Source organism: Ferrovibrio sp., assembly GCF_965278975.1.
Lineage (GTDB): Bacteria > Pseudomonadota > Alphaproteobacteria > Ferrovibrionales > Ferrovibrionaceae > Ferrovibrio.
In genome coordinates, this window is sequence record NZ_OZ257126.1 from 3,450,603 (window position 1) to 3,466,926 (window position 16,324).

13 protein-coding genes are annotated in these 16,324 nt (G+C 60.7%); 10 read left to right on the forward strand and 3 right to left on the reverse strand.

The genetic code is table 11. The annotated features are described in order from the left end of the window. The first annotated feature begins 2 nt into the window (after positions 1-2). The 4 genes from ACQY7X_RS16270 (at position 3) to ACQY7X_RS16285 (ending at position 4,634) form a co-directional block, all read left to right on the forward strand. Entirely contained in the window at positions 3-1,277 is a 1,275-nt protein-coding gene (locus tag ACQY7X_RS16270; RefSeq protein WP_428246465.1) for an RsmB/NOP family class I SAM-dependent RNA methyltransferase, read from the forward strand. Positions 1,278-1,335: 58 nt separating this feature from the next. Continuing rightward, positions 1,336-1,830, forward strand: coding sequence for a tetratricopeptide repeat protein (locus tag ACQY7X_RS16275; protein WP_428246466.1), 495 nt, complete (start codon positions 1,336-1,338; stop codon positions 1,828-1,830). A 64-nt stretch (positions 1,831-1,894) separates the two neighbouring features. Next, entirely contained in the window at positions 1,895-3,454 is a 1,560-nt protein-coding gene (gene guaA / locus ACQY7X_RS16280) for a glutamine-hydrolyzing GMP synthase (protein WP_428246467.1), read from the forward strand. 175 nt (positions 3,455-3,629) lie between these two features. Then, positions 3,630-4,634 (forward strand): hypothetical protein, encoded by a 1,005-nt coding sequence (locus tag ACQY7X_RS16285; protein ID WP_428246468.1) that lies wholly within the window; start codon positions 3,630-3,632, stop codon positions 4,632-4,634. 317 nt (positions 4,635-4,951) lie between these two features. On the opposite strand, the gene ACQY7X_RS16290 is transcribed toward ACQY7X_RS16285, so the two are convergent. Continuing rightward, complete coding sequence (locus ACQY7X_RS16290; RefSeq protein ID WP_428246469.1) at positions 4,952-5,593, reverse strand: TetR/AcrR family transcriptional regulator; 642 nt, start codon at positions 5,591-5,593, stop codon at positions 4,952-4,954. A gap of 123 nt (positions 5,594-5,716) precedes the next feature. Here ACQY7X_RS16290 and ACQY7X_RS16295 point away from each other — a divergent pair, with 123 nt between their 5' ends. From ACQY7X_RS16295 to ACQY7X_RS16305, 3 genes are all read left to right on the forward strand, one after another. Next, entirely contained in the window at positions 5,717-6,781 is a 1,065-nt protein-coding gene (locus ACQY7X_RS16295) for an NAD-dependent epimerase/dehydratase family protein (RefSeq protein WP_428246470.1), read from the forward strand. 140 nt (positions 6,782-6,921) lie between these two features. Then, positions 6,922-8,550 carry an ABC-F family ATP-binding cassette domain-containing protein gene (locus ACQY7X_RS16300; protein ID WP_428246471.1) on the forward strand — a complete coding sequence of 543 codons (1,629 nt, stop codon included), beginning with the start codon at positions 6,922-6,924 and terminating at the stop codon, positions 8,548-8,550. A 101-nt stretch (positions 8,551-8,651) separates the two neighbouring features. After that, positions 8,652-9,620: an acyltransferase family protein gene (locus ACQY7X_RS16305; protein WP_428246472.1), complete on the forward strand. Its 969-nt coding sequence runs from the start codon at positions 8,652-8,654 to the stop codon at positions 9,618-9,620. Positions 9,621-9,641: 21 nt separating this feature from the next. On the opposite strand, the gene rtcR is transcribed toward ACQY7X_RS16305, so the two are convergent. After that, on the reverse strand, positions 9,642-11,246 hold the full coding sequence (gene rtcR, locus ACQY7X_RS16310) for an RNA repair transcriptional activator RtcR (protein ID WP_428246473.1): 1,605 nt from the start codon (positions 11,244-11,246) through the stop codon (positions 9,642-9,644). 236 nt (positions 11,247-11,482) lie between these two features. Between rtcR and ACQY7X_RS16315 the strand changes: the two genes are divergently transcribed. From ACQY7X_RS16315 to rtcA, 3 genes are all read left to right on the forward strand, one after another. Beyond that, positions 11,483-13,030 (forward strand): RNA-binding protein, encoded by a 1,548-nt coding sequence (locus ACQY7X_RS16315; RefSeq protein WP_428246474.1) that lies wholly within the window; start codon positions 11,483-11,485, stop codon positions 13,028-13,030. A gap of 540 nt (positions 13,031-13,570) precedes the next feature. Then, positions 13,571-14,797 carry an RtcB family protein gene (locus tag ACQY7X_RS16320; protein WP_428246475.1) on the forward strand — a complete coding sequence of 409 codons (1,227 nt, stop codon included), beginning with the start codon at positions 13,571-13,573 and terminating at the stop codon, positions 14,795-14,797. Between the two features lie 2 nt (positions 14,798-14,799). After that, the gene (rtcA, locus tag ACQY7X_RS16325; protein ID WP_428246476.1) at positions 14,800-15,813 is read left to right on the forward strand and encodes an RNA 3'-terminal phosphate cyclase; all 1,014 of its coding nucleotides are present in this window, start codon (positions 14,800-14,802) and stop codon (positions 15,811-15,813) included. Between the two features lie 25 nt (positions 15,814-15,838). Here rtcA and ACQY7X_RS16330 read toward each other — a convergent pair whose 3' ends face one another. After that, positions 15,839-16,309 carry a cupin domain-containing protein gene (locus ACQY7X_RS16330; RefSeq protein ID WP_428246477.1) on the reverse strand — a complete coding sequence of 157 codons (471 nt, stop codon included), beginning with the start codon at positions 16,307-16,309 and terminating at the stop codon, positions 15,839-15,841. Positions 16,310-16,324: the final 15 nt, after the last annotated feature.

Here is a 16,324-nt window from a genome sequence, read left to right on the forward strand (position 1 = left end):
CAGTGACGCCGGCCGCCCGCCTCGCCGCCAGCATCGAAATCCTCGGCGGCGTGCTGGGCTCGAATCAGGCGGCGGATCGCCTGCTGCTGGATTGGCAGCGCAAGAACCGCTATGCCGGCGCCAAGGACCGCCGCGCCATCGCCGAGGCCGTGTATACGGCACTGCGTGAGCAGGGCATGCGGCGCTGGCGCTTGCAGCAGGCCGAGGCGCCGCTGACACCGCGCCTGTTTGCCATGGCCGATCCCGCCGTGACACCAGAGCAATGGCAGGCTTTGTGTGAGGGCGCGAAATACGCGCCGCCGCGCCTGAGCGAGGACGAGGTTGCCGCGCTGCAACGGCTGCCGGCCAATGATGCCGCGCCGCTCTGGGCGCGGGTGAACCTGCCGCCGGAACTCACGGCGCTGTGCGAAGCGCGCTTTGGCACTGACGCCGAAGCTGAATTGCAGGCACTGAACAGCCGCGCGCCGCTCGATCTGCGGGTCAATACGCTCAAGACCAATCGCGCGGCCATGCTGGAGCAATTCCAGGCCGAAGGCATCGCCGCCGCTCCGACGCGGCTTTCGCCCTTCGGCATCCGGCTGCAACAGCAGGTGCGGCTGGAGCAACATCCGCTCTATCTCGATGGCCTGATCGAACCGCAGGATGAGGCGGCGCAGGTGGCGGCCTTGCTGCTCGGCGCCCGGCCGGGTGAAACCGTGATTGACCTTTGTGCCGGCGCCGGCGGCAAGACCCTGGCACTGGCGGCGCAGATGAAGAATCGCGGCCGGCTGGTGGCGGCCGACCATGATTTCCGCCGGCTCAACCGCCTGAAACCCCGGCTGGCCCGGGCCGGCATCGGCATTGTCGAGACGGCGGCGGCGGAAAAGCTGCCGGCCCTGCTGGAAGCCATGGAAGGGCAGGCGGACCGGGTATTCCTGGACGTACCCTGCTCGGGCAGCGGCACCTGGCGGCGCAACCCGGAAACCCGCTGGCGCTTCGGCCCGGCGGCCTTGGATGACTTGCAGGCAGCGCAGCGCGGCCTGCTGGCACAGGGGGTGAAGCTGCTCAAGCCGGGCGGGCGGCTGGTTTATGCCACCTGCTCGATCCTGGCGCCGGAGAACGATGCTCCCGTGGACGACATCCTGGCTCACGGCGAAGTGACGCCGATTCCCCTGGCGCAGGCCTGGGAGGAGGGCTTATCCACAGCCTGTCCCCTGGCTGGCGACCGCCTGGCGCTGACCCCGCTGCAACATGGCACGGATGGCTTTTTCGCCGCCGTGCTGCAGCGGCGCGGCTGATGGTGGTGGCAGTACCATGGGGGCGGATATAATGGATGCAGCTGAAAGGGCCCATCTCATGCGCCGCATGTCCCGCGTTTCCGCCGCCGTAGCCTTCACCATCGTCCTCGGTTCTGGCCTTGCCATGCCCGTGCTCGCCATGGGGCCGAGCCCGAGCGCACCGGCAGAGGCCACCGCCAAGCCGGTCGATCCGAATTTCACCGAGGGCAAGAAGGCCATCGACCGCAAGGACTGGGCCGCCGCCGTGCCGCTGTTCCAGGCCGTGGTGGCGAAGGACGCGAAGAATGCCGATGCCTTCAACTGGCTCGGCTATGCCCAGCGCAACAACGGCGACTACACCGCCGCCTTCGCCGCCTATAACGAGGCGCTGAAGATCGATCCGCGCCATAAGGGCGCCCATGAATATATCGGCGAGGCCTATCTCAAGGTGAACGACCTGGCCAAGGCGGAAGAGCATTTGAAGCGGCTCGACAGCCTGTGCGCCTTCGGTTGCGCTGAATTTACCGAATTGAAGACCAAGATCGCTGCCTACAAGGCGGCCAAACCAAGCTGAGGGCGCTCCACCGCGGCTGCGGCGGCGCCGATAGGCATTTGTAGAAGAAAGGCATGCGGCGCCGATGGCTGAGCGTATTCTTATTGTCGATTTCGGTTCCCAGGTTACCCAGCTCATTGCGCGCCGGGTGCGCGAATCCGGCGTCTATTGCGAGATCGTGCCGTTCCAGAAGGCGGAAGAGGCACTGAAGGCCGAAAGCCCGCATGGCGTGCTGAAAGGCGTCATCCTCTCCGGCTCGCCGGCTTCCACCATCGAAGGTGATTCCCCGCGCGCGCCGGCCATGCTGTTCGGCATGAACCTGCCGGTCTTCGGCATCTGCTATGGCGAACAGACCATCTGCGCCCAGATGGGCGGCCAGGTGGAAGGCGGCCATCACCGTGAATTCGGCCGCGCCTTCATCGAAATCAAGGAAGCCTGCACGCTGTTCGAGGGCGTCTGGAGCAAGGGCGAGAAGCATCAGGTGTGGATGAGCCATGGCGACCGCGTGACGCGCATCCCCGATGGCTTCCGCGTCGTCGCCACCAGCGAGGGCGCGCCGTTTGCCGCCATCGCCAATGACGAACGCCGCATCTACGGCGTGCAGTTCCACCCCGAAGTGGTGCATACCCCCGATGGCGCCAAGCTGCTGCGCAATTTCGTGCGCAACGTTGCTGGCTGCCAGGGCGAATGGACCATGAAGGCCTATCGTCAGGAAGCCATCGAAAAGATCCGCGCTCAGGTCGGCAAGGGCAGGGTGATCTGCGGCCTGTCCGGCGGCGTCGATTCCTCCGTCGCCGCCGTACTGATCCATGAAGCCATCGGCGATCAGCTCACCTGCGTGTTTGTCGATCACGGCCTGCTGCGCAAGAACGAGGCCGATGAGGTCGTCACGCTGTTCCGCGAGCATTACAATATCCCGCTGGTGCACAGCGATGCCTCGACGCTGTTCCTGGACAAGCTCGCTGGCATCACCGACCCGGAAGTGAAGCGCAAGACTATCGGCGGCCTGTTCATCGATGTGTTCGAGGCGGAAGCCAAGAAGATCGGCGGCGCCGAATTCCTGGCGCAGGGCACGCTCTACCCGGATGTGATCGAGAGTGTCAGCTTCCATGGCGGCCCCAGCGTCACCATCAAGTCGCATCACAATGTCGGCGGCCTGCCGGCGCGCATGAACATGAAGCTGGTCGAGCCGTTGCGCGAACTGTTCAAGGATGAAGTGCGCGCCTTGGGCCGCGAACTTGGCCTGCCGGACACTCTCGTCGGGCGCCATCCTTTCCCCGGCCCGGGCCTTGCCATCCGCATCCCCGGCGATATCACCAAGGAAAAGCTCGATCTGCTGCGTAACATCGATGCCGTCTATATCGATGAGATCCGCAAGGCCGGGCTGTACGATACCATCTGGCAGGCCTTCGCCGTGCTGCTCCCCGTCCGCACCGTCGGCGTGATGGGCGATGGCCGCACCTACGATCAGGCCTGCGCGCTCCGCGCCGTTACCTCGACCGACGGCATGACGGCGGACTACTTCCCGTTCCCGCACGAATTCCTGGGCCGCGTCGCGACGCGCATCATCAATGAAGTGCGCGGCGTCAACCGCGTCACCTATGATATCACCTCGAAGCCGCCGGGCACGATCGAGTGGGAGTGACGAGCTTGTTTAAATAAATGAATTAATTGACAAAAATGGGCGGCAATATTCCTCGTCGCTTTTTTGCCAATGGTATTATAGGGCGAGATCAGTTTTTAAATTCGATATCATGCGCCTATTGTTTATGGTTCATGTTATCGAGTGTTTGCGGAACGACATTTATTAGGCGGTTAAAATGAAACTACTCATTGGAACCCAACAATCTCCCGTGGCTAGCGAGGTTTTAGCTCGAATGGCGATTGTTCGTCCAATTCTAATGGGGCTTCTGACTGGGATCAAACAAGATGTGCTAGATGAATTGGGCGGCATGGGAAATATGAAGCTGTTTATGCTTCCTAGAGCTTACCGACAAGGGTGTGGCGATGTCGGTTTTTGCTTTGAGTGGGCGATTCATGATGCCATTCGTCGGCAAGATCCTATGGTGATGGAGCGACTCACCGATGCGTCGAAACGTTGCAATCTGAATGGATCTTCTTTTCAATCTATTTTGTTTGGTGTTGAGAAATCCGGGAAGACTAGAATTATTGACACAGCGAATGAGTTGTTAACGGATGACTCTAGAATTTTAACAGGCGCGCAAGCTCAACCGCCTAAGCTAAAGACTTACATGAATATGCTTGCAAGTTCGTTTCATCGGCCAGAAACAAGAGCATCATTACCATCTTCAATTAACGGTCTTTGGAAGGCTGACCTTTTCTTCGGTGCCACCGATACTGATCGGTGGCTTGGAACAACGCTGAAAATTAACGCAAAACAATTAGAGGGTGCTAAGGGCCTGCGAATAGGCATCGTGCCTGCAACCCAAGGCGCTTCAGACAAAATTCACAAAGATGATTCGAAGAATTTGATTATTTGTCCAATTCCCTATGACGGGTCATTCATGGAACTCTTTTACACAGGGTGGCGCATTGTTCAACAATTCATTAGCGCAGATGCGAAGCTTCCAGCGGCAGTTGAACTGCCTGCACCTGCTGATAGACAAGTAGCAAAGGAATTAGAAATGCGAAGAGATTTTCCAATTTTTGACGTAGTTAAAGCATTGGAGGCTCAGTCTCAAACTGATCTACTCACGGAAACCCAAAGAGAAGTTGACGTTTTTAGATTACGGGAAGGAGATAACGTTCTTAATGATCTACTGATTTCCCCTGTAGCTTCTCATACTGGTGATCTGAAAATATGAGATCAATTTTTGGAATTAGTTTTCTTTCCTGATGAAGTTTTGCTGAGGATAAGTAAGGTGCAGAACTGAAGTCTGACTTTATTTGCATCAGATTTCGCGGGCAACATCAGGCTCATGATTCGTCTCGATAACATCAGCAAGCAGCACAATCACTAGATTCTGTTAATTGATGCCTCGATGGGCCTGCAGAAAGGCGAGAAGGTCGGACAGTTCGGGCCGAATGGCGCCGGCAAATCCATATTACGTCAAAGCCGCCCAGCACGATTGAGTGGGAGTGATTTCAGCCGGTCATCTCTGCGGCTGCACCACGGCGACGGTTAGCTTTCTGAGCTAGCCTGCCGGTACTGCATGCCAGTGCCAAAGGCGGCGACAAGGCTGCGGATCACGTTCTTTGCCATCGCCTCGGCGGGCAAGCCGGCCTTCACGGCTGCCTCGACATGCGCCGGATGCACGAAGACGGTAACGGCATCGCGCACCACGCCTGCCGCTGCCGCGACGTCATCGACCTTGAATTCCCGCCGCTTGACGCCATCAGCAATGATCTCGGCGATGAGCGCCGTCATCGCGCGGGCATAGGCCGCGATGATGTCTGGCCGCTCCTCAACGATGCGCCGATAGAGCTGATAGACCTCCGGGTCGCCGGCGAAACGCTCGCGCTTGCGGGCGTGCAGGGCCAGCACCATGGACTCAAGCCGTTCGGCTGCCGGCCCGTCCACATTCACGAAACGGCGTGCCGCTTCCTCTTCGTCGCGCATGGCTTCCGCGACCACGGCATCGAAAATCTCTGCCTTGGAGCGGAAGTGGCGATAGATCGTGGTATGCGACGTCCCGAGCGCCCGGGCGATATCGACGACATTCGTCTTTGCCGCGCCGAACCGCCGTAACTGAGCGCGAGCAGCATCGAGAATCTGTCCTCGAAACGAGGGGTCTTCGCTGATGGAAATGGAAGGCGCCTGCATGGTGGAACTTTAAGGCAACCTCCTCAGAAATACAACGACGAACAAATTATATAAAATGTTCTTTGAATATTGTTCCGATTTGGCTATGGTGGGCCACAGCAACGCCCCAACCCGGAGGTTTTCATGCAACTCGGCTCCCAGCCTGTCGCGGCACAACGAACCGCTTTCGTCACCGGCGGGTCAGGTTTCGTCGGCTCCCGCCTGATCACGCTGCTTGTCAGCCGTGGCTGGCAGGTTAAAGCACTGGCGCGCAGCCCGGAGGCGGTGGCAGCGGTGCATCGGGCAGGGGCCGTGCCGGTACGGGGCGATCTCACGGATGCGCTCGCCCTGCAGTCCGGAATCGAGGGCTGCGAGGTTGTTTTCCATGTCGCCGCGCATTTCAAACTTTGGGGTCCGCGTGCCGCCTTCGACCGCGTGAATGTCGAGGGCACCCGTGCGTTGGTGGATGCTGCGGCCGCGACCCAGGGCTTGCGCCGTGTGGTTGCTGTCAGTGCCGCGGCCGTCGTGATGGGCGACCCGGAGCCGATGCTTGAGGCCGACGAAACACTGCCGCTCCAGACCCGCGCCTTCGCGCCTTACTCATCCTCGAAGGCCGAAGGCGAGCGGCTGCTATTGGCCGCCAATAACCGCAGCCCCGGCTTTGAGACTATCGCCATCCGCCCGCCCTTTATCTGGGGGGCGGGCATGCCGACCCTCGGCCACATGGTAGAGACCGTGCGGGCTGGCCGCTTCCAGTGGGTTGGCGGCGGCGGACAGGCCATGTCCACCTGCCATGTCGACAATCTATGTGACGCGTTGCTGCTCGCTGTCGACCAGGGTCGCGGCGGCGAGGCCTATTTCGTGTCAGACGGAGAGAACAGCACGCTGAAGGGCGTCATCTCGGCGTTGCTGGCCAGCCGCAACGTGGTGCCGAAAGACCGCGCCGTTCCGTTCCGCCTGGCCTGGGCGATGGCAGGCATCATGGGGGCGGCATGGCGGATGCTGGGGCGCGACGGCGAGCCACCCATTACGCGCCAGATGCTGCGTCTGATCGGCAAGCCATTTACCATCAGTATCGCCAAGGCGCGGACGGAACTTGGTTATCAGCCGCGCGTGAGCTTTGCCGAAGGCATTGCCGCCATGGGGCGCGGCACAGATGCCGTACATGCAGCGCCCGGTTTGGCGCGACCGGCGCTGATCGCGCCCTGAATTCGGTGGTCGTTTGCTGAGCATTGGGCATGCAACTGGATATTTCTAGCGGGGCCTGATAGGGCATCACCGGGGCGCCTGCGCGGCCTAGGCTCTTGGATATGTCCATCCGCCTGTACATTCCAGTCAGCACGGACCTCATGATTCGCCTCGATAACATCAGCAAGCAGCACGGCCACCAGATTCTGTTCATCGATGCCTCGATGGGCATCCAGAAAGGCGAGAAGGCCGGGCTGGTCGGGCCGAATGGTGCCGGCAAATCCACCCTGTTCCGCATGATCGCCGGCGAGGAGAAGCCGGATGATGGTCAGGTCTCCATCGATACCGGCATGACGATTGGTTATTTCAACCAGAATGTCGGCGAGATGTCGGGCCAGAGCGCGGTCGCCGCCGTGATGGATGGTGTCGGGCCGGTGAGCGCGCTGGCTGCCGAGATGGCCGAACTTGAGGCCGCCATGGTCGATCCCGACCGGGCCGACGAGATGGACGCCATCATCGAGCGCTATGGCGAGGTGCAGGGCCGTTTCCAGGAACTGGATGGCTATGCGCTGGAGGCCAAGGCGCGTGAGGTGCTGGCAGGCCTGAGTTTCAGCCCGGAGCGGATGGACGGCGATGTCGGGCTGCTGTCCGGCGGCTGGAAGATGCGCGTGGCGCTCGGCCGCATCCTGCTGATGCGGCCCGATGGCATGCTGCTCGACGAGCCGAGCAACCATCTTGATCTTGAAAGCCTGATCTGGCTTGAGGCCTTCCTCAAGAATTATGACGGCGCGCTGCTGATGACCTCGCATGACCGCGAGTTCATGAATCGCATTGTCGGCAAGATCGTGGAGATCGATGGCGGCACGCTCACGACGTATTCCGGCAACTACGATTTCTATGATCAGCAGCGGGCGCTGAACGAGAAGCAGCGCCAGGCGCAGTTCGAGCGCCAGCAGGCGATGCTGGCGAAAGAGATCAAGTTCATCGAGCGCTTCAAGGCGCGGGCTTCCCATGCCGCCCAGGTTCAGAGCCGGGTGAAGAAGCTGGATAAGATCGAAAGAGTAGAACCGCCGCGGCGGCGCCAGGCGGTGCAGTTCGAATTCCGCAGCCCGCCGCGTTCCGGCGAGGATGTGGCGAGTTTCAAAAACGTGCATAAGGGCTATGGCAGCCAGTCGATCTATGCGGGGCTGGATTTCCAGGTGCGCCGCATGGAGCGCTGGTGCGTGCTGGGTGCCAACGGTGCGGGGAAGTCCACGCTGCTGAAGATGGTGGCCGGCGATACCACGCCGGATCAGGGCAGTGTGAACCTCGGCAGCAGCGTGAAGATGGGCTATTTCGCCCAACATTCCATGGACCTGCTGGACGGCGAGGATACGGTTTTCGAAACCCTCGATAAGTCATTCCCGCAGGCCGGCCAGGGCACGCTGCGCACGTTGGCCGGCTGCTTCGGCTTCTCCGGCGATGATATCGACAAGACCTGCCGGGTGCTCTCGGGCGGCGAGAAGGCGCGTCTGGTTATGGCGAAGATGCTGTTCGATCCGCCGAATTTCCTGGTGCTCGACGAGCCGACCAACCATCTCGACATGGCGACGAAGGAAATGCTGGTGGCGGCACTCTCGGCCTTTGAAGGCACGATGCTGTTCGTGTCGCATGATCGCCATTTCCTCGCCGCGCTCTCGAACCGCGTGCTGGAATTGACGCCGGAAGGCGTACATCAGTTCACCGGCGGCTATACCGAATACGTCGAACGCACTGGCCAGGAAGCCCCGGGGCTGCATCCGGGTGGCTAAGGCGTCGCATTGCATGGAAGGGATGGGGGATGCATAACCTTCCCCGAAGGCGTCACATCGATCCATCCTGCCTGATCGGGCGGGAATGAGGCCGGTTTCAGATGACTGCACCGGATAGGCTGAACAACCTGCAGATTCTGCGCTTCGCTGCCGCGATGCTGGTTGTGCTGCATCATGTCATCTGGACGTCATCCTCCTATAACTTGTCCATGCCTGTGCTGGCTCCGTTGACGGGCTGGGGCGAGAGTGGCGTGGATTTGTTCTTTGTCATTTCCGGCTTTGTGATGGTCTACATCCAGGCCCTGCGCCCGCGCGGTGCGGCGACATTCTTTCTCAATCGGGTGGCCCGTATCCTGCCGCTCTACTGGTTGCTGACGCTTCTGCTGCTGTTGCTGTTCCTTGCATTGCCGCAGTTTTTTGCGTCATTCGAGACTACCTGGCAGCGCAGTATTGCGTCTTTCTTTTTTTCTTCCACTTTCCTGCTGCGCGAATTGCCGGTGCTGTTCGTTGGCTGGACGCTGGAATACGAAATGCTGTTCTACGCGCTGTTTGCGCTAGGCTTGTTGTGCGGCGGGCTGCGCCTGGCGATCCTGTTCTCGGCAATCGGTTTACTGGCCTCGATGTTTGCAGGTTTTATCAACCCGCTGGCGCTTGAATTCATTTTTGGCATGGCAGGCGCGGGCCTTTATCTTTCAGGCCATGGCAAGCGGTTTGCCTGGTTCTTTCTGGGGCTTGGGGTGATCTTGCTGGCAAGCTGGATATGGATAAGGCCCGATCTGGACCGGCTTTGGAGCTTTGGCCTGCCTGCTCTGCTGATTGTGCTTGGCGTTGCCAATATCCGTCAGGCCGGCAGCAATCTGCTGACTTATCTCGGCGACGCTTCCTATAGCATCTATCTGGTCCAGGTCTTCACGATACCGGCCATATACAAGCTGGCCATCAAGCTGCCAGTTGCAATTCCAACCGCACTCGTTGCGCTGACGGCCATACTGGCAACCATTGCCGCCGGCTGCCTGCTGTTCCGCTATGTGGAGCAGCCAGTATTGGTGCGGTTCCGGCGGATCGTCTGACAAGCGAGGATTGGCGCCGGATTATGCGCCGTCGGTTATCAACGCCCAGGTCAGATTGAAGCGAGCGAGATATTTGCGCAGCCGATCGGCATCATTTTCCGATTTCCGCCGGGTGCGGGAAGCAGAAAATAGAACGCGACCTGCTTCGGAAAGCGAACGACTTGCCCGGCAGACCCGGATAACTTCCTGAAGCTGGGCGCGGTCGAACGGGTCGATCTCGGCAATGGTCTCATCTCCTAATATTCCAGTCAGGTCGGTATCCGCCTTGTTCACCTCTGATGCTTTGCCCCAGAGTTGGCGTAGGCGTGTGACTTCGATCTGCACGCGGCTGGTATCGATGCGTCCTGTTGGCGACAAAGTCGCCATGCGAGTGACGCTGCCGGCAAGATCACGGAAATTCCCGGGCCATGAGGCTTCGGCGGAAACGGCAAAGGCGAGATAGCTTTCCCGTGCTTCCTTGTTGAAGGTCACCCGCCTGCCTTCCCGTTGTGCAAACCGGTCCAGTTCATAATCCAGGTTCGGGGCAATATCCTCGCGGCGCTGGGTTAGGCCGGGCAACAGGAAGGTCCATAGATTAAGGCGAGCAAAGAGATCGTCGCGGAACGTGCCTTTTGCCCCAGCCGTTGCCAGATCGCGATTGGTGCCGGCTATCAACTGGAAATCGGAAGAGATTTCGCTATCGGCGCCGACCGGGAGGAAACGCTTCTCTTCAATGGCGCGCAGGATCATGGCCTGTTCGTCCAGTCCCAGTTCACCGACTTCATCCAGGAACAGTACGCCGGTATTGGCCGTGCGCAACAAGCCGGCACGTTCACTTGACGCGCCGGTGAACGCTCCCTTCTTGTGGCCAAATAGTGCTGACATGGCGCCATCGCCACGCAGGGTCGCGCAATTCACTTCCACGAAGGGGCCGGAAACCTGGTGCTTAAGCCGTTTCAGCTCATAGATGCGCCGTGCCAGTTGGCTCTTGCCGGCGCCGGTCGGCCCCATCAGCAGCAAGGGCGCCTTGGAAGCGGAAGCGACCTGCTCGATCTCTTCGATCATTTGGTTGAAGGCGGCATTGCGTGTGGCGATGCCAGATTTCAGGAAAGAGGTACTTTCCTGTGACACCGCCGCGAAGCGTGTTGCAATGCTGTCATAACGGGAAAGGTCGAGATCAATGGCGCTCCAGTTGCCTTGTGCGGCTGTGGCGATATCGCGCGATGGCTGGGTTTGCAGCAATTTGCCCGGCAGGTAGCGTGCCTCGGTCAACAGGAACCAGCAGATCTGCGCCACATGGGTGCCGGTGGTGATATGGATGAGGTAGTCCTCTGCCTCCGGGTCAAAGGGATAGGCGCGCGCGAAATCGAGCAGCTTGCCGTACACCTCCTCGAAATCCCATGGATCCTTGAAGTCCAGAACCTGACGCTCAACCTTTGTTTCCGGCGAGACGGAGGCGATGTCTGCCGACACATATTCAGCCAGGCGGGTGTGGTGGATGGCATGCAGCAACACAAAGCGATCCACCCGCAAATCCTCATGCATGCAGAGGCCGACGGAGGGCCGCCATTTATTCCATCGGGTGGGGCCGAACTTGCTGGCATCCAGGGTCGAGCCGAGAAAGCCGATCACGGTGAGTGGTTTCATGTCTATATGATAATATAAAATCTGATATTTTTATATAGAATAATTGACTGGTGTTCAGTCGTCTGGCGTCCAGGGTTTATGATTTTATCTTTGTAGAACATGTACTTGACGATTTATAAGGCCCTGCCAGAAAGTTTGGCACGCTCGCTGCAATACCCCCTGTGCCGGTAAGTCCGGTCGATGGTGCAAGGGGTGGCCGGAATAGGCTGGCCACCCGCGGCATCAGGAGGGCAGAGATGGTCAACAAGGCGCTTTTCGCATCGGCGATTGCCCGGCTGCTGCCGGCCGCCAACAGCACCAATCATGCAGCCGCGCCGGCTTATGCCTATGAGCCGGAGGCCCTGCTTGCCCAACTAGCCGCGACAGGCACTCTGTCCGACACATTCTATAGCGGCGCTGAAGTGCAGCTTTCCCAGGTACTGGATGCCGCCCGCGCGGTTTCTCCCGCTTTCGTTGCCCAGGCTGCGGTCTATGCCCGTCAGCGCGGCGCCATGAAGGATATGCCGGCCTTGCTCACCGCCTGGCTGACCCTGGCCGAGCCTGCCCTGGCAACGCGCGTCTTTGGCCGCGTGATTGATAACGGCCGCATGCTGCGCAGCTTCGTGCAGATCATGCGTTCCGGCCAGGTTGGGCGCAGCTCGCTCGGCACCCGGCCCAAGCGGCTGGTGCAGCAATGGCTGGAGCAGGCGAGCCTGCGCGATCTCATGGCGGCGGCGACCGGCAAGGATCCGTCGCTGAAGGACATCCTGCGCATGGTTCATCCCAAGCCCGCCAATGCGGCGCGGCAGGCCTTCTATGCCTGGGTGCTGGAGCTGCCTTATGACGTTGCCGCCCTGCCGGCGGAGATTGCTGCCTTCGAAGCGTGGAAGCGCGAGCCTGCCACTGCGCTGCCGCCGGTGCCGTTCGAGTGGCTGGCCAGCTTCCCGCTGACTCCGGTCCAGTGGGGCGAATTGGCTGGCAGCATGGGCTGGCAGGCATTGCGGATGAACCTGAACACCCTGGCGCGCCACGGCGCGTTCGCGGTGGAAGGGGTCACCGATCTGGTTGCGGCCCGGCTTTCGGATGCCGATGCGATAGCCCGCGCCCGCGTGCTGCCGTATCAACTGATGATGTCGTTAAATGCGGCGGGCGATGGCGTGCCGCTGAAGGTGCAGGCGGCGCTGGAAACGGCACTGGAGGTATCCCTGGCGCGGCTTTCGCCTTGCCCCGGTGCTGTCGTGGTGGCGCCCGATGTGTCGGGTTCCATGACCTCGCCGGTGACCGGCCACCGTAAGGGGGCAACCTCCAAGGTTCGGTGCATCGATGTGGCTGCCCTGGTGGCAGCGGCGCTGATGCGCGGCAACACCACGGCCCGCGTGCTGCCTTTTGAGCAGGATGTGGTGAACGTGATGCTGGACCCTTATGCCAGCGTTGCCGTCAACGCCAGGAAGCTGGCGGCCATCGGCGGTGGCGGTACCAATGTATCGGCACCGCTGGCGCGGCTGAATCTGGGCTGGGGGAAAGTGGATCTGGTGGTGATTGTTTCCGACAATCAGTCCTGGGTCGATGCCACGCGGAGCGGGGCAACGCAGACGATGCGGGAATGGGACCGGCTGAAGCGGCGCAACCGCAATGCCAAGCTGGTCTGTATCGATTTGCAGCCCTATGGCACCACGCAGGCTTCCGGGCGGCCGGATATTCTGAATGTTGGAGGCTTCTCCGATGCCGTATTCGAGACGATTGCGCGCTTTGCCCGTGGCGAAACGCGCAACTGGGTCGAGGAAGTGAAACAGACGGAGGTTTGACGAACAGGCCGTGGCGAATGCCGGCGAGACTACATTCACCAAGGGTGCACAACCCGAATGTCCAGTGCAAGAGCGCCCGGGAAACCGGGAGATGCGGTTCGCAGCCGCCCGCTGAAACGGTAGCTCAAGGGGACGGTCTCGTCACACTTTGTCGCCACGGCTTTACTAAAACATGGCGAATGATCGCCGGACTACATGCCTGTCGCGGGTTCGAGTCCCGCCGGGTCTTAAGGCCCGTAGCTCAGTGGTAGAGCAGCGCCGTCCGGCAAGTAGTCTTGTCGCCATGACCTTATTTCCCAACTGCCCCGGTGGCCGGGGCGGTGACCGGCAAATGCCGGCTGGACTACATGGAAAGGCCCGCAAGGGCCGAGCGGTTCGAATCCGCGGTCCAGCCATAGGATTGTTGCCGGGAACACGATGGCGCGGCGAATGCCGGCAGGACTACAAGGGTGAAGGGGGTTCGAATCCTCCCGGCTTCGGCCGATGTCCTGTTCCCAGTTGTCGCCGCGTCGGCGTGTCTTGACATATAGCGAGGACAAGATGACCGAGACGAAGTACGAAATTCAGCAGGTTGAAGGCGGCGCTCCCGTCAAAATGTGGACCCGTGGCGTGCCGGTTGAAGCAAAGGCGCGTGAGCAATTGGCGCGCGCGGCCAGCATGCCGTTCATTTTCAAGCATGTGGCGGCGATGCCTGATGTGCATGTCGGCATCGGCGCCACGGTTGGTTCCGTGATTGCCACCCGGGGCGCCATCATCCCGGCCGCGGTGGGCGTTGATATCGGCTGCGGCATGATGGCAGCGCGGACGTCGCTGACCGCGGCGGACCTGCCCGATAATCTGGCCGCACTCCGCACTGCCATTGAGCAGGCGGTGCCGCATGGGCGCACCGTGGGCCGGAACAAGCGCGACAAGGGCGCCTGGGGCGACCCGCCGCCCGAGATCGTGGCGGCCTGGGCAGCGCTTGCTGAGCGCTTCAAGAATATCACCGCCAAGCATGGCAGGCTGAAGAATGCCAACAACCTGACCCATCTGGGCACGCTGGGCACCGGCAATCACTTCATTGAACTGTGCCTGGATACCGAGGCGCGGCTTTGGGTGATGCTACATTCCGGCTCGCGTGGTGTAGGCAATGCCATCGGCAGCTATTTTATCGAACTGGCGAAGCAGGACATGCGCAAGTGGTTCATCAACCTGCCGGATCAGGATCTGTCCTATTTTCCCGAAGGGACCGAACATTTCGACGATTATGTCGAGGCGGTCGGCTGGGCGCAGGATTTTGCGGCACTGAACCGGCGTATGATGATGACCAATGTGATCCGCGCACTGCGCAGCCATATCACCAAGCCCTTCGAGGCCGAAATGGAAGCGATCAACTGTCACCATAATTATGTGCAGCGCGAACACCACTTCGGCGAGGATGTGCTGGTCACCCGCAAGGGCGCCGTACGGGCTGCTGCTGGTACGCTGGGCATCATCCCGGGATCGATGGGGGCGAAGTCGTTCATCGTGCGCGGGCTTGGCAACAAGGAGGCGTTTGAAAGCTGCAGCCATGGCGCCGGGCGCGTGATGTCGCGCACGGAAGCCAAGCGTGTGGTGTCGCTGGCAGATCACATCGCCGATACGGCGGGTGTGGAATGTCGCAAGGATGAAAGTGTGATCGACGAATCGCCTCGTGCCTACAAGCCGATCGAGGCGGTGATGGCGGCGCAGAGCGACCTGGTGGAGATCGTGCATACACTCAAGCAGATCGTCTGCGTGAAGGGGTAATAATGATTGTCATTGATGGATCGCAAGGTGAGGGTGGGGGGCAGATTCTGCGCAATGCGCTGGGACTGTCCCTCATCACCGGCCAGTCGTTCCGTATCCACAATATCCGTGGCCAGCGCGAGCGCCCGGGCTTGATGCGTCAGCATTTGACGGCAATCGAGGCCGCGATGGCGATTGGCGGCGCGACCTGTGACGGTGCCGGGGTTGGGGCGGCAGAAATCACCTTCCGGCCTGGCTCGGTGAAAGGCGGCGATTACCGCTTCGCGGTTGGTACGGCCGGTAGCGCCGGATTGGTATTGCAGACTTTGCTGCCGGCACTGATGATTGCCGATGCACCATCACGCCTTGTGCTGGAAGGCGGTACGCATAATCCATATGCGCCGCCCTTCGAATTCCTGGAGCGCAGCCTGCTACCGCTGATCAACCGTATGGGGCCGCGTGTGGAGGCGCGTCTGATCCGGCATGGCTTCTATCCCCGGGGTGGTGGCAGCATGGAGGTGGATATTACGCCATCGCCGCTGCGGCGGCTGGATTGCCATGATCGTGGTGCGCTTGGCGCCACCCGCGCCACCGCGCTGGTGGCCGGCCTTCCCGGTGATATCGTTCGCCGTGAGATTATGACGGCGCGTGAGGTTTTAGACTGGCCGCATGATTGCTTCCATATCGAGCGGCTGGCCGAAGAGCGTGGTCCCGGCAATGTGTTGCTGTTGGAGGCGGCATTCGAACAGGTGACGGAAGTCGTGAGCGGTTTTGGCCGTTTCGGGGTTTCTGCGGAATCGCTCGCCAAGACCGCAGCATCCCGGATATTGGGCTACATGGCATCTACTGCCTTTGCTGGTCCGTATCTGGCGGATCAGCTCATCGTGCCCTTCAGCTTGGCTGGGGGCGGTTCCTTCACCACGGTGAAGCCGTCCAATCACACGAAGTCAGCCATCGCGATTGCGGAAATGTTTCTGGGGCGGCAGTGGCAGATCGAAGCACAGTCCGATGGCACTCACCTGTTATCGGTAAAGTAGGCTGCTGTCATATCTGGCAGGGCGGTTATCCGTGAATATATGGATTCCCTGCCGGCCTGCCTTCGTCATCGGTCCACACATCATGCGGTTCGGCGCGGTCGCGGATGCAGATGCGGTTGTGGTCAGGATAGGTGATGCGGTCGAGCGGGGCGCGGGTGCCGACCACCAGGCAGCGGGTGGGGGCATTGCCGCGGTTGGCGAGGCAATGGCCAATCGGATCGTTGGCGCGGAAGGTGGCGGCATCGCCGGGCTTGAGCAGGGTTTCGGTGTCGCCCTCGATCAGCGTCACGTCGCCTTCCAGCACATAGACCATTTCATCCTCGCCGCTATGCCAGTGCTTGAGGGCTGAGCGCGAGCCGGGCTGTAGCGTTTCGATGAAGGCGCCGAACTGGGTGAGGCCACCGGCCTCGCTGATCCATTCCGTCTGGCTGGCGCCGCAGACATCGTCGGCGCTATTGCGCTCGACGATGCGGTTTTCCCGAGTGATGACTGGCATTGCGGCTCCTGTGCT